Source organism: Paenibacillus silagei (assembly GCF_017874735.1).
GTDB classification, from domain to species: Bacteria; Bacillota; Bacilli; order Paenibacillales; family Paenibacillaceae; genus Paenibacillus_AQ; species Paenibacillus_AQ silagei.
Window position 1 is genome coordinate 314,195 of record NZ_JAGGLV010000002.1, and the last position, 23,155, is coordinate 337,349.

At 53.8% G+C, this 23,155-nt stretch carries 21 protein-coding genes; all 21 read right to left on the reverse strand.

The features are described from left to right. Positions 1-317 precede the first annotated feature (317 nt). Positions 318-1,085 (reverse strand): DnaD domain protein, encoded by a 768-nt coding sequence (locus J2Z70_RS04705; protein ID WP_209869929.1) that lies wholly within the window; start codon positions 1,083-1,085, stop codon positions 318-320. Between the two features lie 24 nt (positions 1,086-1,109). Continuing rightward, positions 1,110-2,405, reverse strand: coding sequence for an asparagine--tRNA ligase (gene asnS / locus J2Z70_RS04710; RefSeq protein ID WP_076156680.1), 1,296 nt, complete (start codon positions 2,403-2,405; stop codon positions 1,110-1,112). Between the two features lie 21 nt (positions 2,406-2,426). Next, on the reverse strand, positions 2,427-3,635 hold the full coding sequence (locus tag J2Z70_RS04715; RefSeq protein ID WP_209869932.1) for an acetate/propionate family kinase: 1,209 nt from the start codon (positions 3,633-3,635) through the stop codon (positions 2,427-2,429). Next, a complete protein-coding gene (locus J2Z70_RS04720; protein WP_173128977.1) occupies positions 3,632-4,504 on the reverse strand; it encodes a 3-hydroxyacyl-CoA dehydrogenase family protein in 873 nt (290 codons plus the stop codon). Before J2Z70_RS04720 ends, J2Z70_RS04715 begins: the two co-directional genes overlap by 4 nt. 132 nt (positions 4,505-4,636) lie before the next feature. Continuing rightward, a complete protein-coding gene (locus tag J2Z70_RS04725; RefSeq protein WP_209869935.1) occupies positions 4,637-6,139 on the reverse strand; it encodes an AAA family ATPase in 1,503 nt (500 codons plus the stop codon). Beyond that, positions 6,132-6,674: a hypothetical protein gene (locus J2Z70_RS04730; protein WP_245367976.1), complete on the reverse strand. Its 543-nt coding sequence runs from the start codon at positions 6,672-6,674 to the stop codon at positions 6,132-6,134. Before J2Z70_RS04730 ends, J2Z70_RS04725 begins: the two co-directional genes overlap by 8 nt. A gap of 718 nt (positions 6,675-7,392) precedes the next feature. Continuing rightward, positions 7,393-7,914, reverse strand: a complete 522-nt coding sequence (locus J2Z70_RS04735) for a cell wall elongation regulator TseB-like domain-containing protein (protein WP_076079203.1) — start codon at positions 7,912-7,914, stop codon at positions 7,393-7,395. Positions 7,915-7,943: 29 nt separating this feature from the next. Next, entirely contained in the window at positions 7,944-9,245 is a 1,302-nt protein-coding gene (locus tag J2Z70_RS04740; RefSeq protein WP_209869938.1) for an amidohydrolase, read from the reverse strand. After that, positions 9,235-9,885 carry a redox-sensing transcriptional repressor Rex gene (locus J2Z70_RS04745; RefSeq protein ID WP_036698060.1) on the reverse strand — a complete coding sequence of 217 codons (651 nt, stop codon included), beginning with the start codon at positions 9,883-9,885 and terminating at the stop codon, positions 9,235-9,237. The genes J2Z70_RS04740 and J2Z70_RS04745 overlap by 11 nt, the downstream gene beginning before the upstream one ends. A gap of 149 nt (positions 9,886-10,034) precedes the next feature. Continuing rightward, a complete protein-coding gene (gene dinG, locus J2Z70_RS04750; RefSeq protein WP_209869941.1) occupies positions 10,035-12,896 on the reverse strand; it encodes an ATP-dependent DNA helicase DinG in 2,862 nt (953 codons plus the stop codon). 115 nt (positions 12,897-13,011) lie between these two features. Beyond that, a complete protein-coding gene (locus J2Z70_RS04755) occupies positions 13,012-13,650 on the reverse strand; it encodes a tetratricopeptide repeat protein (RefSeq protein WP_036727236.1) in 639 nt (212 codons plus the stop codon). 114 nt (positions 13,651-13,764) lie between these two features. Next, positions 13,765-14,148: an aspartate 1-decarboxylase gene (panD, locus tag J2Z70_RS04760; protein WP_036727238.1), complete on the reverse strand. Its 384-nt coding sequence runs from the start codon at positions 14,146-14,148 to the stop codon at positions 13,765-13,767. Then, the gene (panC, locus tag J2Z70_RS04765) at positions 14,141-15,031 is read right to left on the reverse strand and encodes a pantoate--beta-alanine ligase (protein WP_209869944.1); all 891 of its coding nucleotides are present in this window, start codon (positions 15,029-15,031) and stop codon (positions 14,141-14,143) included. Before panC ends, panD begins: the two co-directional genes overlap by 8 nt. 1 nt (position 15,032) lies before the next feature. Beyond that, complete coding sequence (gene panB, locus J2Z70_RS04770; RefSeq protein WP_209869946.1) at positions 15,033-15,899, reverse strand: 3-methyl-2-oxobutanoate hydroxymethyltransferase; 867 nt, start codon at positions 15,897-15,899, stop codon at positions 15,033-15,035. A 1,076-nt stretch (positions 15,900-16,975) separates the two neighbouring features. Further along, positions 16,976-17,776 carry a biotin--[acetyl-CoA-carboxylase] ligase gene (locus tag J2Z70_RS04775; protein WP_245367977.1) on the reverse strand — a complete coding sequence of 267 codons (801 nt, stop codon included), beginning with the start codon at positions 17,774-17,776 and terminating at the stop codon, positions 16,976-16,978. Further along, positions 17,769-19,376 carry a CCA tRNA nucleotidyltransferase gene (locus tag J2Z70_RS04780; protein WP_209869952.1) on the reverse strand — a complete coding sequence of 536 codons (1,608 nt, stop codon included), beginning with the start codon at positions 19,374-19,376 and terminating at the stop codon, positions 17,769-17,771. The genes J2Z70_RS04775 and J2Z70_RS04780 overlap by 8 nt, the downstream gene beginning before the upstream one ends. Positions 19,377-19,386: 10 nt before the next feature. Then, positions 19,387-20,544 (reverse strand): N-acetyl-alpha-D-glucosaminyl L-malate synthase BshA, encoded by a 1,158-nt coding sequence (gene bshA, locus J2Z70_RS04785; protein ID WP_036727254.1) that lies wholly within the window; start codon positions 20,542-20,544, stop codon positions 19,387-19,389. Between the two features lie 95 nt (positions 20,545-20,639). After that, positions 20,640-21,344, reverse strand: a complete 705-nt coding sequence (gene bshB1 / locus J2Z70_RS04790) for a bacillithiol biosynthesis deacetylase BshB1 (RefSeq protein ID WP_209869954.1) — start codon at positions 21,342-21,344, stop codon at positions 20,640-20,642. Further along, positions 21,341-21,766 (reverse strand): methylglyoxal synthase, encoded by a 426-nt coding sequence (gene mgsA, locus J2Z70_RS04795; RefSeq protein WP_036727258.1) that lies wholly within the window; start codon positions 21,764-21,766, stop codon positions 21,341-21,343. The genes bshB1 and mgsA overlap by 4 nt, the downstream gene beginning before the upstream one ends. A 17-nt stretch (positions 21,767-21,783) precedes the next feature. Continuing rightward, positions 21,784-22,587, reverse strand: coding sequence for a 4-hydroxy-tetrahydrodipicolinate reductase (dapB, locus tag J2Z70_RS04800; RefSeq protein ID WP_036727259.1), 804 nt, complete (start codon positions 22,585-22,587; stop codon positions 21,784-21,786). A 32-nt stretch (positions 22,588-22,619) separates the two neighbouring features. Next, positions 22,620-23,141, reverse strand: a complete 522-nt coding sequence (locus J2Z70_RS04805) for a tetratricopeptide repeat protein (protein WP_036727261.1) — start codon at positions 23,139-23,141, stop codon at positions 22,620-22,622. Positions 23,142-23,155 lie beyond the last annotated feature (14 nt).

Below are 23,155 nucleotides of genomic sequence, written 5' to 3' on the forward strand. Positions count from 1 at the left end.
CTAGTTATTGATAACTTTCCACATTACAAACAGCCCGCAGTCCCTTCCATGTGAAGGGACTGCGGGCTGTTTGCGGGTTGTGATGCATAATCCCGCCAGCTTCAAGTGCATTTATGCCCTTCATTTTGCTCAATAAGCCACTTTTGCTCAAATCAAGTGCATTTATGCCCCTCACCCCCGCTCCCCGCCCACTCTCGGCTAACTCATTAGCAACAAAAGTAAAAAAAAGTGCCCCTTAAGCCACATACATGACTTAAGGGACACCTTAACCGGCCGGAACTTGCCCTGGACCGGCGTATATCACTAATTCGCTCCGCTCATCTGCCTCCGCCCCGGAATTTCTGGGAATAGGCTTTGACATCCTGGGCATTCTTCACCCGGTTGCGGGCCCATTCCAGCAGAATGCGGTCAATGTAACGGAAATGAACCTTTCCTGCAAAGACCGACTCCTTCAGCGCGAGCAGAATCAGCTCCTCGGGATAGCGGTCTTCATCCACCCAACCGGAAATAGATTCACATTCCATGGGGGACAGCGGACGTCCGAATTCCTTCTCGAAAATGCTGAACAGACTCCGTCCGTCTTCTGACTCCTTGTCACCCGGCACAGCCGGGCGGCCATAGCCGCCGTCCGGTGCGGTAGCCCCGGAGTAATGAGCCACTGCCCGGGCCCCCGGCTCCCGCCCGCTCTGGCCGGGCTTCTCCTGGGCATTCTCCCGCGAGAGTTCTGCCAGATAAGCTCCCAGCTTCGCGTACAGGCCGGAGAAGTTATAGCGCTCATAATGGATGTCCCTCAGCTCGTCGTTATCTCCGTCGATGCTGATGAACCCCTCCTTCATGAGCTTCTGCAGCTCTCCGGCAATCACCGGAATACTGCGCCCGGTTACTGCCTGCAGCTCCTCCAGGGAAGGGAAATCAATCCCCTCTACCTGTCTGAAGGAGAGCAGATGAATCAGCAGCATGGATTCACTGCCGGTCAGATTCAGCTTCCGGTAATATTTCAGGAGTGCATAAGGAATGACGGCCATTCCGTTCTCCAGGCCGAAGGCTACGCCCTCGCCCCAGGTATTCCAACCTTTTCCGTCCATACTTAAGCCCCCTTTCCCTATTCTTTAAGGGTAAAGACGGTACAGTGTACGAGGGAAGGCAATCGTCTCACGAACATGGTCCAGACCGCAGATCCAGGCTACTGTTCGCTCCAGCCCCAGACCGAAGCCGGAGTGTGGAACCGTGCCGTAGGTGCGCAGATCCATGTACCATTTGTAGGTGTCCATCGACAGGTTATGTTCCTTGAAGCGGGCTTCCAGCAGCGCCGGATCATCAATACGCTGTGATCCGCCGATGATCTCCCCGTAGCCTTCAGGAGCGATCATATCCGCACACAGCACCACTTCCGGACGATCAGGATGCGGCTTCATATAGAAAGCCTTGAAGGAAGCCGGATAGTGGGTAATGAAGACCGGTCTGTCGCTCATCTCGGCAATCGCCGTCTCATGAGGAGCCCCGAAATCATCGCCCCAGGCAATTTCATAGCCTTTTTCGTTCAGGAACTTAATTGCATCGTCATAGCTTATACGCGGGAATGGTGCTTTGATGTTCTCAAGCTTCGAGACATCGCGGCCCACTGCTTCCAGCTCGGCGCGGCAATTCGTAAGCACGGACTGCACGACAAAGCTGATGAAATCCTCCTGCACGCACAGGCTCTCTTCATGATCGGTGAAGGCCATTTCCGGCTCAATCATCCAGAACTCAATCAAGTGGCGGCGGGTCTTGGATTTCTCTGCACGGAAGGTAGGCCCGAACGAATAGACGCGTCCCAGAGCCATGGCTGCGGCTTCCATGTACAGCTGTCCGCTTTGGGTAAGATAGGCGTCCTCTTCGAAGTACTTGGTGTGGAACAGGTTGGTCGTACCTTCTGCTGACGTTGGGGTCAGAATCGGCGGGTCCACCTTCGTGAAGCCGCGCTCATTGAAGAACTGCTGAACCGCGCGGATAATCTCCGCACGAATGACCATTACCGCCCGCTGCTTGGAGGAACGCAGCCAGAGATGACGGTGATCCATCAGGAAATCGACGCCATGCTCCTTGGGTGTAATCGGGTAATTCTCGGTAAGATGCAGGACCTCAATTCCCGTAACCGTCAGCTCGTAGCCTGACTGGCTGCGGGGCTCCTCACGGATGATTCCGGTCACATACAGGGAGCTTTCCTGGGTAAGGCTCTTGGCATCATCCCAGACCTGCTCAGGGACCTCTGATTTCACCACAACCCCCTGGATATAACCGGTACCGTCGCGAAGCTGCAGGAACTGAATTTTACCGCTGGAGCGTTTGTTGTTGACCCAACATCCGATGACAACAGTCTCTCCGACATGCTCATTCACGTTCTTGATTACACTCTTGTTAGCCATGCCTGTAATCTCTCCTCTAATTTAGCTGTTAATTCCTTGCACAATACGATAGGTATCGCGTGCAATCACCAGCTCTTCGTTCGTTGGAACCACAAGTACCTGTACCTTGGAGCTTGCAGTAGAGATACGGCGCGGATCGCCCGAACGAACCTTGTTGGCTTCAGCGTCCAGCTCAATACCCAGGTAGGACAGGTTGCGCAGGACCTTCTCACGAAGCAATGACGCATTCTCCCCTACACCGGCAGTGAAGACGATAACGTCTGCACCGTTAAGTGCTGCGGTGTAAGCCCCGATGTATTTGCGGAGACGGTATTCGTACATTTCGAAGGCCAGCGAAGCATTCGGCTCGCCCTTCTCGTATCCTTCGATAATTTCCCGCATGTCACTGCTGATCCCGGAGATCGCCAGCATACCGCTGTGCTTATTAAGCATAGAGTTGACTTCACCATGAGTCAATTCTTCCTTGTTCATGACGTAAGGAACAATAGCAGGGTCGATGTCACCGCTGCGTGTACCCATCATCAGGCCTTCAAGCGGAGTCATCCCCATCGAAGTATCTACAGAGATACCCCCGTCTATAGCCGTGAGGCTGGCACCGTTACCGATGTGGCAGGTAATGATCTTCAGCTCTTCCAGCGGACGTCCGACAAACTCAGCCGCAGCCTTGCTTACATAATCATGGGAAGTCCCATGGAAGCCGTAACGGCGGATCTTGTATTTGCTGTACAGTACTCTTGGAATGGCGTACAAATATGCTTTCTCAGGCATTGTGGAGTGGAAGGCCGTGTCGAAAATAACGGTCTGCGGCACACCCGGCATATTGCTCTCAGCAGCCAGAATACCAAGCAGCGCGGCAGGGTTATGCAGCGGAGCCAGGTCGAACAGACGGCGGATTTCGGACTTGGCTTCCGTAGTAACAAGTGCGGATTCCTTAAAGCTCTCTCCTCCGTGTACTACACGGTGGCCTACAGCATTAATCTCGTTAATGGATGCAATGACGCCGTGTTCCTTGTCAGTCAGATTCGCCAGAACCTTGCGGATCGCTGTAGTGTGCTCCAGAATTTCGCTAACCTCGGTAACTTCCTGTTTGCCGGTTGGTTTGTGGGTAAGAATGGAGGAATCCATACCGATACGCTCAACCAGACCTTTGGCAAGTACGGATTCATCCGTCATGTCATAGAGCTGATATTTCAAAGAAGAACTGCCTGCGTTAATTACTAATACTTTCATACCCGGTCACCATCCTTGTCATACTTGAAGAAGCCTTCGCCCGATTTCGTACCCAGTTGTCCTGCACGCACCATCTTCTTGAGGATTGTCGAGGGACGGTACTTGAGCTCGCCGTATTCACGGAACATGTTCTCAAGTGCGGCAAGAACAGAATCCAGACCGAAGCGGTCTGCCATTTCAAGCGGCCCGTTTTGGAACTGGTAGCCGATGCGCATAGCGTCGTCAATATCTTCGGGAGAAGCGACACCTTCCTGCAGGACATGCATAGCTTCGTTGATGAACAGGCAAATGAGGCGTGAAGATACAAATCCGGGGGATTCGTAGATCATAACGCCTTTTTTCTCAACAATCTCATCGACAAAGGCTTTGGTATCTTCAAATGTGCTGTCCGAGGTTTTCAGACCACGCACGATTTCAACCAGATCAACCTTACCTACAGGGTGTATGAAGTGCATGCCGATAACGCGTTCCGGATACATTGTAGAGCTTGCAAGCTCAGTCAAGCTAAGCGTTGACGTATTGCTGGCAAGAATAATGTGGCTCGGACACACCTGATCGAGCTGATTGAATACCTTTTGCTTAGCTTCCAGATCTTCAACGATGGTCTCAATGACCATATCGCAGGAGCTCAGTTCAGCGAAGTGTGTAACCTTCTGGATACGGGCCAGGATGAGCTTCTTCTCCGCCTGGGTAATCGCCCATTTCTCCAGCTGCTTGTCGAGACTGGTCTCGATCATTTCGTAGGAGTAGTTCAGCCGTTCTGCAGTTTTTTCCACCAGCATGACATCCAGGCCTTTGGCTGCCAGCATTTCAGCAATCCCTTGTCCCATTGTGCCTCCGCCGATGACACCGATCTTCTTAAAATTCATGTAAAAGTCTCCATCCTTTCAGGTATCTATACTTCTGTATTGTACCTTGTCTGTCGAAAAAAATAAGTAGCCCGACATATAATGATATCTTAGCATGTCTGAAAAGTAAAAAAAAATAACCGGCATAAAGAATTATGCCGGTAAAAGGACACTGTCACGAAATTGACAACGAAATTGCTCTCCGGAGAGGACTTCTTCCTTCATTAAAATGTCAAGGGAGTAATCAAATATATTTCTCTGCTTGTCCAGCAGGTCATTTGTACGGATCATAAGATCATCCAGTATTTTACTGTTTTCCTTCATTAATTCTTCGGTGGTAACCATTTGCAGATTCGCAATACCCAGCGAAGTGAGCCCTGACTTCATCATGGTCTCCACGATATTCAGTGCCTGATCGAAGTCTCCACGGGAACCGGTACTGCGTCCGCCGTAATACAACTCTTCGGCAGCCGCTCCTCCAAGAGCAATCATGATCTGGTTCTCCAGGTAATCCTTCGTGTACAGATACTGCTCGGTCTGCGGATTATGCCGGACATACCCTAGAGCCTGACCGCGCGGGGTCAGTGTGACCTGGCTAACGCTTCCGGGGCGCAGCAGCTCAGCCATAATAGCATGTCCAAGCTCATGGATCGCTACCCGCTTCTTCTCTTCATGGTTGGTCTCACGGTCGGTCTTCTCACCCATCATGACCTTGTCGATCGCCATCGACAGATGACGCTGCTCTACCAGGGTCAGATTCTCGCGCATCATGTAGATCGCGGCTTCGTTCATCACGCTCTCCAGCTGAGCACCCGAGAAGCCGTAAGCTTCTTCGGCGATTTTATCCAGATCCACGGTATCATGCAGCGGCTTGTTCTTGGCATGCAGGTCGAGAATCGACTTGCGGCCCTTCTTGTCAGGCATATCCACCTGAATATGGCGGTCAAAACGCCCCGGGCGCAGCAGCGCAGAATCAAGCATCTCCTTGCGGTTCGTTGCGGCTACCAGCAGGATGCGCGGGGTATCGTTGTTATAAATTCCGTCCATCTCCGTCAGCAGCTGATTGAGGGTCTGATCATATTCACGCTGTTGTCCGCCTTCGCGCTTCCCGCCGATGACGTCGATTTCATCAATGAAAATAATGGCGCTTTGCTTATTCTCCTTGAGTGCGCGTGTGCGGGCATCCTTGAACAAATCGCGTACGCGTCCCGCACCCACACCGACATACATCTCAACGAATTCACTACCCGAGGCAGCTACAAACACGGAGCCCGTATAATGTGCCGCAGCCTTAGCCATCAGCGTCTTTCCTGTTCCCGGAGGACCTGTAAGCAGAATTCCCTTGAGCGGGCGAATCCCGAACTTGCTGATTTCTTCATGCCGGATCAGGAAGTCCAGCGCTTCACGCAGCTCCTGCTTGGCATTGTCCTGTCCGCCGATCTCTTCAAAGGTCAGCTTAGAGGGGCCGTTCTTCTTGCGCTTCTTATCTGCACCTGCATTAACCGTCAGACCGCCGCGGGCATGAGCAATGAACAGGAGCGCGGCAACCATGCCCAGCGCTATGATTACAGGGAAGATATTGATCCCCACAAAAGCCATAAAAATCAGCATGACCGGAACGAATCCGGCTACAACCTCTTTCCAGTACTTAGGCATTGTTCCACACTCCCATCTTGGCTGCTGCACGCGGCAGAATGATAAATTTGCTCTCTGTGCCGTTGCTCAGGCTTACATATACATTATTGTCGTCAATCTCTGTGGTAGCTGTAACCCCGCTGTACTTACTGTCCTGCTCCTTCAATCCGTCCAGCTTGGCTGGTATCAATGTATACTTCCGGCTCTCCATCGCTTCTGCTACAGAGAACATCGCTTTATCCCAATACTCATCCAGCAGTTCACTCGGCTTCTGTTCCACATCCAGCTTCAGGGTCCGTCCGTCGATAGCAGTGCTGCCTTCTCTTGATACGTACTGCACCAGCTCACGTAATTTCGTACCCGGCTGCAAATCCAGTTTCAAAGTGACCTCATTGCGTTTAATAGTAATATGGGAATCCTTCACTCCCTCGTAGGATGATACCAGCTTCTGCAGCGGCTCCTGCACCGCGAATGTACGGTAAGAATACCAGCCGCCAAACAATAATGCAGCAGACAGCAGAGACGTTAGCAGTACAGGCATAAGACGCAGTTTCAAGAAACGTCCTCCTCTCAATAATGACCGAGCATAACTTTATAATAAAGACCAGCCAGCGTGTCTAGCGCCCATCCGAGACTGACATGCTCTTAAGCATGTCTTAGTACAAGTAGTAGTATATCATAGGTGTATATACGATTTTACATAAAGTTGTGAATATATTTAAAATTTTTGATACTAATTTCTGGATGTTTCATGCGCTTATCATTTTTACCCGGTCAATCTTCAGTTCGGAGTCCGCTTGATTTCAGCCATCATATATTCCGCAAAATCAGTTAATTCGCGCGGTTCATAGCCTTCGGCGACTGCCGCACCGCTATATTCCTATTCCGCAATTATTCGGCAGACTGTCATGAAAGGCTACGATACGCCCGGCAAGTCTATGATTGACCTCTGCGGACAGCTTGTCCTCTACGACAATGAGCAGATCAATGTCGCTTGAACCTGGTTGAAAACAGCCCGATGTACATGAATGGTACTGCAATCTATATATACTGGTATATGTACACATTGACAACAGAGCAGTAGGGAGCAGCTCCGATCAATGTCTCCCCTTTATTAAGTAAGCCACAGATCCCGGCGCCTCTCAAATCCATAAACAGCTCTAGCCTATTCTCTACTCGTATATAACACGCTAAAAAAGCGGGAGTACAGTATCACTGTATCTCCCGCTTCTAAATATAGTTCAAGCCTGAACGCCCGGCCGCTTAAAGTGACGCTAGCGGTTCGGCAGACTGTACCCCTCACCGATGGCGCTGCCATCCTTGAAGCGGTAGAAGTTGTAATAGAATCGCCCGTCTTTTTTGTAAAATAGCTGCCAGGCATATTCCCCGTTGTATACACCGGGCAGCAGCCGTTCGATCGTAATGTCCGGCAGCTGAGCGGCTATGATTCCGCGCATTTTCTCTTCTGAGGTGCCATTGCTCAGTTCCTCAGCATACAGATCGTTGTCGCCTCCGGCAGGCTTGCCCTCCAAGGTGAAACGGACCCACACCATCAGCTCGGTCCCTGCTTCATTTTTACCGGTCAGCACCCAGTAGATCTCATTCTCATTCCAGACAGATTTCTGGGCCTTGGTTACCTCTGTTAGTCCGGCACGCGCCCGGGCCAGCTCCTTGGCCTCACTCCGCTCGTTCCACTGGTCCTTCATAATGTAGGCATAGAACTGGCTAAGTCCGAACAGAAGGAGCAGCACCACGGTAATCCCCAGCCAGATCCATTTTCTCCTCTTCTTCTTCACCACGCTGCTTCCTTTCCCGTTCCCCTGAATTACCGTTTAAGCAGGCTCTCGAACGTCTCCTGTGCTTTGCGGCGGATGGCTTCTTCATCAAGTGTCAGGCATTGTCCATGCTTCACAACCTGCTGGCCGTTCACCCATACATGCTCTACATCCTTGGCACTTGCAGAATATACGGCATGGGAGAGCAGATCGGTATGCGGCAGCAGATGAGGCTGGTCAATATCAAGTGCGATGAAGTCGGCCTTCATTCCTGCTGCAAGCCGGCCCACCCCGCTTAGGAAAATAGACTGCGCCCCATACTCCGTAGCCATCAGAAGCGCCTCAGGAGCCGGTACCGCTGTAGGATCACCGCTTACGCCCTTGTGGATCAGAGCCGCCAGCCGCATCTCTTCGAACATATCCAGATTGTTGTTGCTTGCCGCACCGTCTGTCCCCAGAGAGACCTTAACCCCGGCTCTCAGCAGCTCAGGAACACGGGCTACCCCGCTGGCCAGCTTCAGGTTACTGCCGGGGTTATGCGACACGCCAACGTTATGGCGGGCCAGGATCCCGATCTCTTCATCGTTCAGATGAACCCCGTGAGCAATGAGCGAAGGACGGGTGAACATCCCGAGCTTCTCCAGATGCGCGACCGGACGCAGGCCGTAGTCGGCCACGTTCTGTTCCACTTCATGGCGCGTCTCGGACATATGGGTGTGCATTGGCAGGTCCAGATCATGGGCAGCCTGCACAAACTTCATGAAAAACTCTGGAGGACAGGTGTACGGGGCGTGCGGTGAGAGCATGGTCGTAATTCTGCCGTCAGCCTTGCCGTGCCAGTTACGGGCAAAAGCAATCGCCTCAGCAAGCTTCGCTTGCTGTACCTCTTCCGGGCACAGCCCAATTACGCCGCGCATCAGCACCGCACGAATACCGGACTGCTCGGTCACTTCCGCTACCCGGTCCATATGATCATACATATCGAGGAAGGTGGTTGTGCCGCCCTTCAGCATCTCCAGCACGGACAACGAGGTTCCCCAATATACATCATCACCAGTGAATTTCTCTTCCATCGGCCACATCTTCTCCTGCAGCCAAGTCTGAAGCACCATATCATCGCCGTACCCGCGCAGCAGTGACATTGCAGTATGACCATGGGTATTGACCAGACCAGGCATGAACAGCAGACGGCTGCCGTCTACGACCTGTGCGCCATCCTCCACTACCGGCTCAGCTTCACCTATGTAAGTAATCAAATCATTCTCCAGGGTCATGTACCCGCTCAGAACCGGCTTGTCACTGCCCGGAACCAGGAAGTGCCCGTTCTTGATTATCGTGATTTTACTGCTCATCTTCAGCCTCATCCTTTCCATCATGCAAATAATAGGCCAAGCTCTGCAGATCTGTGGTGAAATCTGCGGCATGAATCCGGATATTGGCAGGCGTCTTGAGAATAACCGGTGCGAAGTTCAGAATCGCTTCGATACCGGAATCCACAAGAATATCAGCTACGTTCTGGGCTTCGCTGTCGGGCACGGTAATAATCCCGATCCGGATGCCCTGCGAACGGATGGTACTGCTTAGCTCCTCCATCGGCTGCACAACCAGCGAGTTGATCTGCTGGCCCACCTTCGGCGGGTAGGCATCGAAGATGGCAGTAATCTTCATCGTATCCTTCAAGTAAGCGTTGTAGTTAGACAAGGCATGACCGAGGTTACCGGCTCCAACCAGTGCAACATTAATTTGCTGGTCAAGCTTCAGGATATGGCGGATCTTCTCAATCAGATAAGATACATCATAGCCGATGCCTTTTCTACCAAAATCACCGAAATAAGCCAAATCCTTACGGATCTGGGCGGGATTTAGGTCAAGCTTCTGGCCCAGCTCCTGAGAAGAGACTGTCGAGATTTCACGTTTTTGGAGATCGTTCAGGAAACGCAGGTACACTGGGAGCCTGCGCACGACGGCCTCCGATATTTTATCCGATTTCATGTATTCTCCTCCTTAAAAGTTTTGTTAGCCTACACTTCATTCCGTACAATTATAGCAACCGTGCCCCGCCGCCTGCCGGAGTGGCAGGACAGGCGGGAACGGATCTTCAGGATAATCATGACTTATTAATAATAGCAATAGCAGATGAATTAGGAAACCCCGCCGTCATCCAGCCATTCGGCAATTCTCGGGACCATCTGCTCGGTGAGCATATGCTCCATCTTGGGACCGGGGAGCGAGTACAGAAAGTACTTTCCGTAATGCGATTCAATCACTCGGGTATCGTACACAATTACGATGCCCCGGTCCTGCGCCGTGCGGACCAGCCGCCCGAAGCCCTGCTTGAAGCGGATGACAGCCTGCGGCACGGACAGCTTCATGAACGGATTCTTCTTCTGTGCCTGAAGCAGCTCTGACTTCGCTTCTGCCAGCGGGTGATTCGGCGGCTGGAACGGCAGTCTGACAATCGCCAGGCAGGTCAATGCTTCTCCAGGGATATCCACCCCTTCCCAGAAGCTGCTGGTACCCAGCAAGACCGAAGCCGGGCTGTCCTGGAAGCGGCGGATCAGCTTGCTCCGGCTGCCGCCTTCCACACCTTGTCCGAGTACCGCGATATCCTGTGAGGCAAGTGCCTCCTTCAGCGGTTCATACACCTGGCGCAGCATCTTGTAGGAGGTGAACAGCACCAGCATCCGCCCCCGTGTTGTTACAGCTGTCTCAGCAAGGGAGTGCACGAGGGTGTCCACAAAGCGGGCATCCCCAATACTCCCCTTGACGCTCGGGAAGTCCCGGGGGATGACCAGGAGAGCCTGCTCACGATACTTGAATGGCGACGGAAGCAGTGCAGTCATCAGACGCCGCTGCTCTGCAGCCTCGCCAAGACCCAGGTTATCAATCATGAACTGGAAGGATTTATCCACGGATAAGGTGGCCGAGGTCAGGATAATGCTCTTCTTCTTATCGAAGAACAGCTCCCTGAGCTGGGTGCTGACATCTACAGGAACAGCATACATATGCAGCGACTTGCCCTTATAATTACCGCTTCCCTCCAGCCAATACACGATATTCTCATCGTTCAGACTCATGAAGAAGCGGATCTGCTCTCTAATGGATGCCAGATCCTTGAATAACCCGCCGATATCGGTCACAAGACTGTCTGAGGAGGATTGGCTGTCCGTGTCACGCATCTCACTGAGCATTTTGTCGCCCTTGCGGATGATATCGCTCAGACTGAGGTTCAGTGTATTCTCAAGGGCAGCCAGCTCCTCCCAATCCTTCGGCTTCTTGCCCGGCTGCAGGCGTGCCACCAGCTGGCCTGCTTCACCGGCCCCGGCATCGCTGCGCTCGGGCAGCAGGCTGAAGAGCCGGTCGCTGAGCGCATCCCAGGACTCCTTCACCGTCAGCAGATCGGGATAGATCCGGTCGATCACGCCGCTCCATTCGGAAGCCTGCTCACTGCCCGAAGACTGCAGACTCTGACGGAGGGCAGGCAGCTGCCCGCTCCGGCTATCCTTATAGAGTCGGGTGAGGGTATGGGCGAATGTGAAATATTTCATCTGCATGCCAAGATGCTTGCCGGCAATATCCTCCAGATGATGGGCTTCATCAATCACAAGATGGTCGTACGCCGGAAGAAGCTGATGCCCGGCTTTGACATCTGCGAACAGCTTGGAATGATTGGTGACCACCACATCGGAGATCCCGGCTTCATGCTTGGCCCGGTGGTAATAGCATTTGCGGAACCAGGGACAGGCGCGTCCCAGGCAGGAGTCAGTATCACTGGCTACCGTCTCCCAGAAATCGCCGCCCCGTCCGCTTAAGTTAAGCTCCTCATCATCGCCGGTCGTCGTCTGAGTCAGCCAGACAAGCATTTGCGCAGCGGTGAGCGCTTCTTCCCTTGGACTCGTAAAGTCCTTTTTGTTCATTCGATGTTCGAACTTGCGCAGACACAAATAGTGCCCTCTTCCCTTAAAGATGGAGGCCTTGAACGGGAACGGCACAACGCTGGTTAAGAGCGGAATATCCCGCTCCCGCAGCTGGTCCTGAAGGTTAATGGTATGCGTGCTGACCATCACCTTCTGATCGCTTTTCACACTATGGTAGATGGCCGGAAGCAGATAACCCAGCGATTTGCCGGTGCCTGTTCCCGCTTCAATCAGCAGATGCTTGTCCTGCTCAAGCGCTGTAATGACCTCATGGATCATCAGCTCCTGGGCTTCTCGGCTCTCATACTGGGGAAGAACAGCCTTCAGCCGCTTGGTTACCTCATCCATATATTCTTCAAAGGTAATATTCTCCAGCGGATTGACGCTTCCATCCTCCCGTGGCGTAGCCAGCTCTGCCCAGTCCCCCACAGCCAACGCAAGCTGGCGGTAGAAGCTCAGCTCACCTTCCGGCTGAAAGGTCTCCATCTCCCGCTCCCGCAGCAGCCCGTCGAAATACCAGGCCAGATCACTGTCTTCGTCCGCGAACAGCTCATTCAGCCGCTGAATCGTCAGCAGCGGCAAACTCTGCAGCTCTTCCAGACATTTGAGCAGCACAATAGCCGTGGCAAGCGCATCACTGTCCGCCTGATGGGGACGGTCATGCGTAATGCCGAAGTGGCTGCTTACCGCGCCAAGCTGATAGGTGCTCAGCGAGGGAAAGCATATTTTGAGAAAATCGATCGTATCCAGAATCCGCCCCTGAAACGGCAGGTAGCCGCAGCGGTCCAGCGCATTCTGCAAAAAATGAAAATCAAACGCGACATTGTGTCCGACGAGGACTACATCATCCAGCAGCGGCACCAGCTCCATCATCATCTCATCGAGCTCCGGCGCATCCTGTACATCGCTGTCTGTAATTCCGGTCAGGCCCGTAATAAAAGGAGGAATTGGCGCTCCGGGCTTGACATAGGAACCATACACCCGGGAGATCGTCCCGTCTTCTTCTATAATGGCAAGGCCAACCTGGATGATCTCTCCCACAGATTGGGTTCCCGTAGTTTCAAAATCAAGCACGGCAAATTTCATTATAAGTTCTATTCCCTTTCACTTGAGACTCTTTATCAGCATAACAGAAGTTACGAAAAAAGGCGATGCACACCCCGGGAAGTGGGGCGCATCGCCTAAAGAAACCGAGGATAAATTATAAAAGCGAAACCAGCTGATGGCCAAACTCCAGCTTCCCGCCCCGTCTGCGGCACACCTCCAGATTCACGTTCGGCTCCGGCAGATCAGGATCATGCAGCAGCGACAGGCTGAACAGCTCACTGGCTTCATTGAAGCGTTCCTGGGAAGCCCGGATACAGCCCAGCGCATTATAGATCATCGCCTTCAGCTTCACCTCACGGATCAGGCCCAGCATGTGATTCAGATGTCCCCAGGCGGTATCGCCTTCTCCCTCCTGCAGATAAGCCATGGCCAGATACAGGCGGGCAGCGAGGCTGTCCGGATATTGTGCCGTAACCTCCCTGAACTGTTCAATGCACTTGCGGTACATCAGCAGCTTATAATAGCCCTGGCCCCTGACAAAAGCATCCATCCCAAGCTCAGGGGCCTCCTCTTCCGGCAGCTCCTCCGGCTGAACCTGAAAATCCGCCTGTTCCCGGAACTCGCTTAGCTTCTCGGCGAAGACCAGCCATTCGTCCATTACATTATCACTGATGCGGTGGAGCATATTATACTTGGATAAAAGATCGCTTCGGCGGGCACCCTCCGCAGTAGGATAGTCGGCTTTGATCTCCTGGAGCATCTTGTTCATCTCAGCAAATAAATGTTGAAACACCGGACATCCCACCCTTACTGATAATGAAGTCAGCTTAAGCTTGCCTTACTTCATTATCAGCAAGTACAGGGGTCTTCATCCCTGCCATTGATTACATGGCTCAAAGCTCAGAATTCAGGCAATCGTCGCATGAATCTCATGATCCGCCAGCTTCACCGGCTTGTTGCCCGCATCAACGAACACTACAGTCGGCTTGTGTGCCGCCAGCTCCTCGGAGGACATGACAGCGTAGGATATAATAATCACTGTATCGCCAGGCTGTACCAGACGCGCCGCTGCCCCGTTCAGACAAATGACGCCGCTGCCGCGCGGACCTGGAATGACATAGGTCTCCAGACGGGAACCGTTATTATTGTCCACGATCTGCACCTTCTCGTTCTCCAGCAGGTCTGCGGCTTCCATCAGATCTTCATCAATGGTAATGCTGCCCACATAATTGAGATTGGCTTCAGTGACCGTTGCCCGGTGGATTTTGGATTTCATCATATGTCTAAACAAGGGCGTGTGCCTCCTTAGGAATAAATACATTATTATCAATCAGACGGGTTCTGCCGAACTTCACAGCCAGAGCCATTATAACCTCTCCTCCCGCATCCGTCAGCCTGCTGCCGCCTTCCAGCTCTTCCAGATCAGGGAAGGTTAGAATCTCCGCATAATCAATGACCGCAAGCGGCGATTCAGAAATGACCGAGACCAGCAGGGCCCGTGCTTCATCTACGGTACGAATGCTGCCCTCTTCCATAGCCTGGCGCACCTCGCGCAGGGAACGAGACAATACCAGGGCCTGTCTGCGCTCCTCGCTGCTCAGATAGACATTGCGGGAGCTAAGCGCCAGCCCATCTTCCTCGCGCACAATGGGACAGGAGATAATGTCCACGTTCATGTTAAGGTCAGACACCATCCGGCGGAGAACCGCTACCTGCTGGGCATCCTTCAGTCCGAAGAAGGCGTAATCCGGCTGCACGATATGAAACAGCTTGCTGACCACAGTAGTTACTCCGTCAAAATGTCCAGGACGCGAAGCGCCGCAGAGCTGCGACGTAAGCGAGGAGACCGATACGCCTGTACGGATCGGCTGCGGATACATCTCTTCTACACTTGGGATAAACACCAGGTCCGCACCTTCACGTTCAGCCAGCGCCAGATCACGCTGCTCATCCCGCGGATAGGAAGCAAAGTCCTCATTCGGGCCAAATTGCAGCGGATTGACAAAAATACTCATCACCACCGTGCCGCTCTTCTCCCCTGCCTTACGCAGCAGACTGGCATGTCCTTCATGCAGATATCCCATGGTAGGTACAAAACCAATAGGACCATGGCCCCCTTGACGCATATATTCGAGCGCTTCGCGCAGTTCAGCAATCGTTCGGATCACTCTCATTTTATTTCACTCCTTTGCCGGCATTGCCGTATAAAGATTCCAAAACGGTCTCGTCCGCGCGAAACACATGCTCTTCCGCAGGAAACGAGCGGTCCTTCACTTCCTGAACGTAGCTGGTGATGCCTTCACGAATTAGAGTGCCTACATCGGCGTAGGTTTTGACGAACTTTTTCTCCCGGTAAGGTGAGGCATACCGCAGGACATCATGGAATACCAGAACCTGTCCGTCACAGTAACGCCCGGCACCGATGCCGATGGTCGGTATGCTGACTGCCTTGGAGATGGCTTCTGCCACTTCCTCCGTGACCAGCTCCAGTACAATGCCGAATGCCCCGGCTGCTTCCAGTGCCTTCGCTTCGTCCATCAGCCGCTGCGCATCCTTGGCATCCTTCCCCTGAATCCGGTAGCCGCCGATCATATTGACCGATTGCGGGGTCAGGCCGATATGGCCGAGCACCGGAACTCCGGCTGCTACTACAGCCGACACTGCGGAGCAGATCTCAAGACCGCCTTCCATTTTGATCGCATGGGCCTGGCCTTCCTGCATCAGTCTGCGCACACCGCGCAAGGTCTCATCCACGCTTCCGTGGTAGGTCATGAACGGCATATCAGCCACTATAAAAGTATTAGGCGCCCCGCGCTTCACCGACCGGGTATGGTAGACCATATCCTCTATGGTAACCGGCAGCGTGGTGTCATAACCAAGCACGACATTTCCCAGGGAATCACCGACCAGAATCAGGTCGATTCCGGCTTCTTCCGCCAGCAAGGCTGAAGGGTAGTCATACGCGGTCAGCATGCTCAGGGGCACCCCGTCCGTTTTCATTTTTTTCATTTTGATAATATTCAGTGCGTGTTTGTCTGCCATGTCGCTCTCATTCCCCTTTTCCATAAAATACGCGGTATCCGCGCAAACAAAAAAACCCTTTAGCATGGTCCGCTAAAAAGGTCCGAAGGGCAAAAAAGAGTCACTCGCGATCGTCCCTTCTGTCTCGGTCCTTACGGCTCAGAGCAGAATCCAACGTAACCGTTACATCCAGTTATGAAGGTAAATCCGGTAAATAGGTGTCCTGTTAAAAGATACAATTGCGTGAGTACAGCTCGCCATGCGATGCCGCCTCATGAGGACAGTATACCAAAAAAACACAAAAATAAACACCTCAAGTGGAAACAGCTTTGCCGTCCTTATAAAGGACGGTACCGTTTCAGTGAGAAATAGAAGGATAAGTTATCGTGTGAAACAGATAATTCTTATATTTTAAAATATGACAAGGCCGCTCCCGTGGTCGTGAGGAGCGGCCTAGTTGACAATTTTCGAACTATATAAATTGCAAAATAATTTCAGAATGTGATGGTCGTGACTCCAGAGAAGTTTTGGGCTTCCGGCCGCTGTTGTCCCCAGATTCCCTGATTTAAACCGCTGTTCGCGGTAGAAATCCGGTGACTAGCTTATGCTTACGATGCGAGCTTTCCTAAGGAAAGCTTTCAGGCGGACGCTACCGCTCCTACAGCTCCAAAATTCCCCTCCGCCACTTTTCCCTATCTGTTTAAACATTCTAAAATCCTCTAAAATGCGGCAGTTCCAGCCACCTAGTAGTTCATCAGATCTATACGTATGAGAAATACTTTAACTAATGGCTTGCTGAGGGTTTACCTCACCCTGATTAAGGTGCACGGAGTAGTCTTAGTTGTAATTTGTACAACTAAATCGCCGGATGTGCTGCCGAATCTCTGTTTAGTTGTATTTCCTGCAATTAAAATGCCTCTATTTCTGGATTTTCGCCAATCCGAGCAAATTTAGTTGTACAGACTACAATTAGAAGAGGAAGTCTGCCCGTTTCACTGTTTTTAGTTGTACAGAATACACTTATCCCTGTTTTTTCGCTACGAACGTAGCTTCATCCCTTTATGGAATGAAATCACTTGTTCAATTCTGATGGTCTACTAGAACATTTCAATTTCGCCGGACAGTACACTCACTACCTCACCAGATTCGTTACGCAGCAGCAGCCCGCCGTTATCGCTCAGTCCGACAGCAGTGGCTTCAGTGCGGCCTTGGGGAGTGTTCACATATACCTGACGCCCCAGTGTCACCGACATGGACTCCCACAGCTCCTTCACGGGCTGGAAGCCTTGCTCCATATATACATGATACAAATACTCGAGTTCCTCCAGCACGGCTTCCGCAAGCCTTGTGCGGTCTACAGGAATGCCCCCGCCTTCGATCAGCAGCGATGTACCGATCCCGCGCAGCTCCTCCGGATAGTCTTCCTCCGTCAAATTCGCAGCGATGCCGATACCGGCGATGCAATAATGCAGTCCGCCTTCGCGAAGCGAGGATTCCAGCAGGATTCCGCAGATTTTGCGGCCGCCGGCCAGCAGGTCATTCGGCCACTTGATGCCGGCCGGCACACCGGTAACCTCACGGATGGCTGTACAGACAGCTACTCCGGCGAGCAGCGTCAGCTGCGGAGTCAAGGCCAGCGGCAGAGCTGGACGCAGCACCAGGCTCATCCAGATTCCTTTGCCGTGGGGGGAATGCCATTTACGGCCCATCCGCCCGCGTCCGCCGGTTTGCGCTTCGGCCATGACCGTTGTTCCCTCCATGGCGCCGCCCTCGGCGAGTAGTTTGGCTTCCTCCTGTGTGGAACCGACAGTATCCAGCCGCTGAATGCCTTTGGCCCAGCCGGGAACGAACGCCTCCCGCTTCAACGCGCCGGAATACTGCGCATGACCGCTATTCATCTCTATCCATCCTTTGCGCTGCTTGCAGCAGTAATTGGTTGTCATTGGCAAGGTCACCTGCCGCGACAGCCAGAAGAAGCTGGTTCAGCAATACGCCTAGCCACGGGCCGGGACGCTTCTCCAGCGCCGCTGTCACCTCATGTCCGCTCACCGCCAGCTCAGCGAGCGTACGGATCGGCATCTCTGCGGTCCAGGACCGCAGGAGTCTGGTGGTGACAGGGGGGATGGAGCTTGCCATTGTAGGCGCGTCAGGGACGCCTGCCGATCTGGCGGGTGCGCCAGCATCTGCGGCCGGGACGTCCTCCGTCGTGGCGGGTGCGACTGGAGCTGTGGCAGGGACGCCTGCCGATCTAGCGGGTGCGCCAGCATCTGCGGCCGGGACGTCCTCTGCCGTGGCGGGTGCGACTGGAGCTGTGGCAGGGACGCCTGCCGATCTGGCGGGTGCGCCAGCATCTGCGGCCGGGACGTCCTCTGCCGTGGCGGGTGCGACTGCGGCTGTGACAGGGACGCCTGCGGCCGGGCCGCGCGCACCTGCGCCAACAGCGGACGCGGCGTCAGGCCCCGCCGCCTCAAGCAGCGTCAGCCACCCTTCGGCGGCTGACTGGCCATGGCCCAGCACGGCGGCGATCCACCGCCGCCGCAGCCGCTCCCCGGCGCCGGAAGCCTGCGGCCGCGCCGAGGACAATGCCGCGTCCCAGGCTTCGCGGACGCGGAGCACGGCGACGACGCCAGTGCGCGTCGCCCCGGGGAACGTCCATGCCCGCAGGAGCTCATCGGCGCACTGCGCCGACGATCCCAGGGCATGCAGCAGGAGCGCCCAGCGCAGGCGGGCGCTCTCCAGGTTCCCGAGACCGGCGAGGCGGGCGGCGGCAGCCGCCAGGTCCCGGCCGGTCCAGGGGAACGGCGCTTTGCCGCGCGGCAGCAGGCCGCTGCGCAGCAGGAGCCCCAGCCCGCGCTGCGGGTGCGGGCCTTCCAGGATGCGCTCCACCTCGGCGCGCACCCGCTCCACAGCAATATGCGCCAGCTTGTCACGCTGGCGCAGCAGACCGCGCCAGGTATTCTTCGCAATCGCGAAATCCAGCACGGAAGCAAAACGTACGCAGCGCAGCATCCGCAGCGCATCCTCCTCGAAGCGTTCCTCCGCTTCGCCTACACAGCGGATCACGCGGAGCTTGAGATCCCGCTCCCCCCCGAAAGGGTCAATCCGCCCGCCGTCAAGGCCGCAGCAGATGGCGTTGATCGTGAAGTCACGGCGGCGGAGATCCTCCCGCACATCCCTGACGAATACGACATGCTCCGGACGCCGGTGATCGGCATAGCCGCTCTCCGTCCGGTAGGTCGTAACTTCCAGGCTGTAGCCCTCCTGCAGCACAGTGATCGTGCCATGCGCCAGTCCGGTAGGGACGCAGCGCGGAAACAGGGACATCACCTCCTCCGGCAGTGCGGAGGTAGTGATGTCTATATCATGCACCGGACGGCCCAGCAGCTCATCGCGCAGGCAGCCGCCGACGAAATAAGCTTCATGGCCGCCTGCCACTAGGCCTGCAACAACTGTCCCGGCGGCTTCAGCCATACCGGGTGGTGCCATTCTCCATTCCATATCGTACTCCTTACCCCAGAATCGGGTCTAATCCGGATACCTTGCGCCCGAGCACACGGTAATAAATATCTTCATATTGATTGGTGATCATATCTCTGCTGAAATCATTGCAGGACCGCTCCAGGCATGCGCGCCGGAAGCTCTCAGCCATCGCCTCATCCGAGAGCAGCCGGACGGCATATTCTGCCATCGATTCCGTATCGCCGACTGGCGCAAGGAATCCGGTCTTGCCATGCTGAATCAGCTCCGGAATCCCACCGGCCTGCGAGCCAATGGTCGGAACGCCGCAGGCCATCGCTTCCAGGGCGACCAGCCCGAAGCTCTCCTTCTCAGAAGGCAGCAGCAGCAGGTCCGCCAGCGAGATCACCTGGGCAATCTCGTCCTGCTTACCCAGGAAACGGACATGATCATCGAGGCCCATCTCGCTGATCTTGGCTTGAATCTTAGGCAGGTCAGGGCCTTCGCCGACCAGCAGCAGCTTGGAAGGCACCTGCCGGTTCACCTTGGCGAACACATCCACCACATCACTCACCCGCTTGACCGGGCGAAAATTGCTGATATGCATCAGAATCTTCTCATCCGGGGCCGCGAAGTCGCCGCGCAGATCCGTTACATCCCGGGGATAATAGACACGCTTATCTACGAAATTATAAGTCAGATCAATTTCACGCGTAATATCAAGCGCCTTGCGGGTCTCCTTGATCAGATCACGGGAGACTGCGGTCACCGCATCACTCTCGTTAATGCCCAGCCGGATCAGATCCTTCAGGGATTCATCCTGGCCCAACACTGTAATATCCGTACCATGCAGCGTGGTAACCACTTTGATATCATTACCAAGGATCTGCTTGGCCAGAAAAGCACATACCGCATGCGGAACTGCATAATGCACATGGAACAGGTCCAGATTTTGCATTTTGGCTACCTGCGCCATCTTGGTCGCCAGCGCCAGATCATATGGCGGATAGCGGAATACATAATAATCGTTAACCTCTACCTCATGGTAAAAGATATTTTTCTGAAATGTTCCCAGCCGAAACGGGATGCTGTGTGTGATAAAGTGAACCTCATGGCCTTTTTCAGCCAATAGTTTGCCCAGTTCAGTTGCCACCACGCCCGAGCCGCCTAGAGAAGGATAACAAGTGATGCCTATCTTTAGCCGCTCCATAGCTCCGCCCCTTCAATTTTAACTTAAGTCTATTACTTCAAGTAACGATATGAATTAATTATAGTTGTTTTCCGGGCGTTGTCGAGTGGCAACCTCTATTTGCGGGCAGCATCGAACAAATCTACGGTATACGGAACCTTGCCGGCGAACCCTTCGGCATAAGGAATGAGCCTCCGCTGACCGAGCAGCATGTCTCTGGAACGGACGCGTTCGATATACCCTTCCGTCAATGGCGTTGCAACGGCATCTTCACCCGGAGCGAGTCCAAATTGGGAACGGTAGCAGGACAATGCCTGCTCCTTCAGCGGATACTGCGCAGTCACATCTACGATTAGATCCGTCCGTCCAAGATCATTAATAAAGTAGAAATATAACCCAGGCTCGGGGATAGCGGGCTTGTCCGGCATATATTTGCGCAGCTTGGCATTAAATACCGCTTCCTCCACCAGCTTACTGCAGGCAATATGATCAGGATGGCGGTCTTCCCAGTAAGGGGCAAATACCATAGACGGGGCATAGCGGCGGATTTCCGCTGTTACTGCCGCCAAATGGCCCTCTGTTATATACAGGCCACGGTCAGGCAGCCCCAGATTACTCCGCACCTCAGCGCCCAGCACTGCGGCAGCCTGCTGTGCTTCCTGTTCCCGCAGCTCCACCGTGCCGTTCGAGGACATCTCTGCCCGGGTCAGATCGCACATTCCTACCTTGAAGCCGGCAGCAGTATGCTTGGCAATGGTCCCTGCCATGCCGATCTCGGCATCATCTGCATGCGCGCCGAATACCAGAATGTCAAGCTTCATGACTCGTCCACACCCGGCTTGTATTTATGTACCAGCTCACGCCAGCCGAAATCTCCCCGGTCAATCGCCTTCACCAGAATTTCTGCTGTAGCGATATTCGTAGCCACCGGAATCCCGTACACATCGCACAGACGTAGCAGCGCTGTAATATCCGGTTCATGCGGCTGGGCCATCAGCGGGTCACGCAGGAAAATAATTAAATCCAGCTCATCCGTAGCCACCATCGAGCCGATCTGCTGGTCGCCGCCAAGCGGCCCCGACATGTAACGGTGAATGGAGAGCTTGGTCACTTCCATGATACGCTGGCCCGTGGTTCCGGTGGAGAATAATTTATGCCCTTCAAAAACATGCTCATAAGCAGTTACGAAATTAACCATTTCATCTTTTTTGCGGTCATGTGCGATAAAAGCAATTTTCAACATTCTGTTTCTCTCCCCGTCTATTCTATAAAATGCTCAAAGCCGTAAATCAAGCCGGTATAGCCCATCACCTTTTGAATCCCGAGCTTGACTCCAGGCATATAACCCGCGCGCTCATAAGAGTCATGACGGATCTTCAGCGATTGTCCGAACCCGCCGAATACAACCTCCTCCTGGGCAAAAACACCCGGAAGACGCACACTGTGAATACGGAAGCCGTTATAATACCCGCCGCGCGAGCCTTCAATAATCTCTTCTTCCTCAGGATGTCCCTGGCGGAGCTCCTGCCGCGCCTCAGAGATCATCTCTGCCGTCTTAATCGCTGTTCCTGACGGAGCATCCAGCTTCTGGTCTCCGTGATATTCGATAATTTCGAGATGAGGGAAATACTTTGCGGCCTGGGCAGCGAATTTCATCAGCAGAATCGCGCCGATGGAGAAGTTAGGCGCAATCAGTCCGCCGATTCCCTGCTCCTGGCATTGCTTGTCCAGCCCGGCGATCTGCTCCGGCGTGAAGCCGGTGGTACCGATAACCGGACGGACGCCGTATTTGACCGCCAGCGCAGTATTGCTATATGCAGAGTGTGGAAGCGTAAAATCAACCATTACATCCGCCTCTGTATCTGCAAGCGCAGTCTCCAGATCCGGAGTCACAAGTACACCGCAATCCTCAAGGCCAACCAGCCGTCCGGCATCTCTGCCATGTGCAGAGCGGTCAACCGCTGCTGCCAGCTCGAGTTCATCATCCTGCAATACCAGCTTCACAACCTCTTTGCCCATTCTGCCTCCGGCTCCGGAAACAATAATCCTGATCTTGTCACTCAAATGAATTCTCCCCGCTTTCCCTGGCTCTGTTATTATTGTATATAGTGTTGCAGCGATTTCTGCAGATCCTTCATCAGCAGACGCAGTCCGCTGTCATCCGGGTGCAGCGACATAACTTCTTTCAATACCGCAATCGCCTGCAGATGTTCATTCATCCGGCTGTGCGCAATTGCCAGCCATACATAAGCATCCCCGTAGAGAGGGTCAAGCGATACAGCTTCCTTAAGCAGCGTAATCGGATGGTACGGATTCACACTGTCCGCTGCGTCATCCTCCAGCAGCCGCTTTGCTTCCTGCACAAGCTTAAGAGCCTGCAGATGCTGAAGATGCAGCTGATACTCCGGTTTGGTTCCATCCAGTCTGCGTGCGGCTACAGCATGTTCAAGCGCTTTGTCCAGCATGCCGCTGCGGGCATAGGTAATAGCGCAGCGGTATCTGACTTCCGCATCATCAGGACTTGCGGCAATGGCCGCCTCGAACAAGGTGATGGCCTCAGCAAAGTCACTGCGGAGTATTGAGCGGTAGGCCGCTTTTACATAATCATTATGGTCCATATCCTCACCATCCT

Bases quoted from the DNA above. Each gene is read 5' to 3' on its own strand.
- J2Z70_RS04740 (WP_209869938.1), bottom strand. From the start codon at position 9,245: ATGAGCAGTAAAATCACGATAATCAAGAACGGGCACTTCCTGGTTCCG.
- J2Z70_RS04725 (WP_209869935.1), bottom strand. From the start codon at position 6,139: ATGCCTAAGTACTGGAAAGAGGTTGTAGCCGGATTCGTTCCGGTCATG.
- J2Z70_RS04775 (WP_245367977.1), bottom strand. From the start codon at position 17,776: ATGAATAGCGGTCATGCGCAGTATTCCGGCGCGTTGAAGCGGGAGGCG.
- J2Z70_RS04745 (WP_036698060.1), bottom strand. From the start codon at position 9,885: ATGAAATCGGATAAAATATCGGAGGCCGTCGTGCGCAGGCTCCCAGTG.
- J2Z70_RS04805 (WP_036727261.1), bottom strand. From the start codon at position 23,141: ATGGACCATAATGATTATGTAAAAGCGGCCTACCGCTCAATACTCCGC.
- panC (WP_209869944.1), bottom strand. From the start codon at position 15,031: ATGAGAGTGATCCGAACGATTGCTGAACTGCGCGAAGCGCTCGAATAT.
- panB (WP_209869946.1), bottom strand. From the start codon at position 15,899: ATGGCAGACAAACACGCACTGAATATTATCAAAATGAAAAAAATGAAA.
- mgsA (WP_036727258.1), bottom strand. From the start codon at position 21,766: ATGTTGAAAATTGCTTTTATCGCACATGACCGCAAAAAAGATGAAATG.
- asnS (WP_076156680.1), bottom strand. From the start codon at position 2,405: ATGGCTAACAAGAGTGTAATCAAGAACGTGAATGAGCATGTCGGAGAG.
- bshB1 (WP_209869954.1), bottom strand. From the start codon at position 21,344: ATGAAGCTTGACATTCTGGTATTCGGCGCGCATGCAGATGATGCCGAG.
- J2Z70_RS04720 (WP_173128977.1), bottom strand. From the start codon at position 4,504: ATGAATTTTAAGAAGATCGGTGTCATCGGCGGAGGCACAATGGGACAA.
- J2Z70_RS04715 (WP_209869932.1), bottom strand. From the start codon at position 3,635: ATGAAAGTATTAGTAATTAACGCAGGCAGTTCTTCTTTGAAATATCAG.
- J2Z70_RS04705 (WP_209869929.1), bottom strand. From the start codon at position 1,085: ATGGACGGAAAAGGTTGGAATACCTGGGGCGAGGGCGTAGCCTTCGGC.
- J2Z70_RS04780 (WP_209869952.1), bottom strand. From the start codon at position 19,376: ATGGAATGGAGAATGGCACCACCCGGTATGGCTGAAGCCGCCGGGACA.
- bshA (WP_036727254.1), bottom strand. From the start codon at position 20,544: ATGGAGCGGCTAAAGATAGGCATCACTTGTTATCCTTCTCTAGGCGGC.
- dinG (WP_209869941.1), bottom strand. From the start codon at position 12,896: ATGAAATTTGCCGTGCTTGATTTTGAAACTACGGGAACCCAATCTGTG.